Annotated in this window: 1 rRNA gene; it reads right to left on the reverse strand. The window is 50.3% G+C overall.

Annotated elements, in window-relative coordinates:
* A 23S ribosomal RNA gene (locus tag SNE38_RS19105) occupies positions 1-916 on the reverse strand; the annotation flags it as partial.

The raw sequence follows: 916 nt of genomic DNA on the forward strand, positions 1-916 counted from the left end.
ATTAGAACGCTCTCCTACCACGCATACTCAAAGTATGCATCCACAGCTTCGGTGAATCGTTTAGCCCCGATACATTTTCGGCGCAGCGTCACTCGACCAGTGAGCTATTACGCACTCTTTAAATGATGGCTGCTTCTAAGCCAACATCCTGGTTGTCTAAGCAACGCCACATCCTTTTCCACTTAACGATTACTTTGGGACCTTAGCTGGTGGTCTGGGCTGTTTCCCTCTTGACTACGGATCTTATCACTCGCAGTCTGACTCCCGTGTATAAATATCCGGCATTCGGAGTTTGTCTGAATTCGGTAAAGCGAGATGCCCCCCTAGTCCAAACAGTGCTCTACCTCCGGTATTCTCAATCACGAGGCTAGCCCTAAAGCTATTTCGGAGAGAACCAGCTATCTCCAGGTTCGATTGGAATTTCTCCGCTACCCACACCTCATCCCCGCACTTTTCAACGTGCGTGGGTTCGGGCCTCCAGTGAGTGTTACCTCACCTTCACCCTGGACATGGGTAGATCACCTGGTTTCGGGTCTACGACCACGTACTAATTCGCCCTATTCAGACTCGCTTTCGCTGCGGCTCCGTCTTCTCAACTTAACCTCGCACGTAATCGTAACTCGCCGGTTCATTCTACAAAAGGCACGCTATCACCCATTAACGGGCTCTAACTACTTGTAGGCACACGGTTTCAGGATCTATTTCACTCCCCTTCCGGGGTGCTTTTCACCTTTCCCTCACGGTACTGGTTCACTATCGGTCACTAGGTAGTATTTAGCCTTGGGAGATGGTCCTCCCGGATTCCGACGGAATTTCACGTGTTCCGCCGTACTCAGGATACACTCTGGAGGGAATGAACTTTTGACTACAGGGCTTTTACCTTGTTTCGCGGACCTTTCCAAGTCGCTTCGTCTAA

It is taken from the genome of Solibacillus ferritrahens (assembly GCF_037027585.1).
GTDB lineage: Bacteria > Bacillota > Bacilli > Bacillales_A > Planococcaceae > Solibacillus > Solibacillus ferritrahens.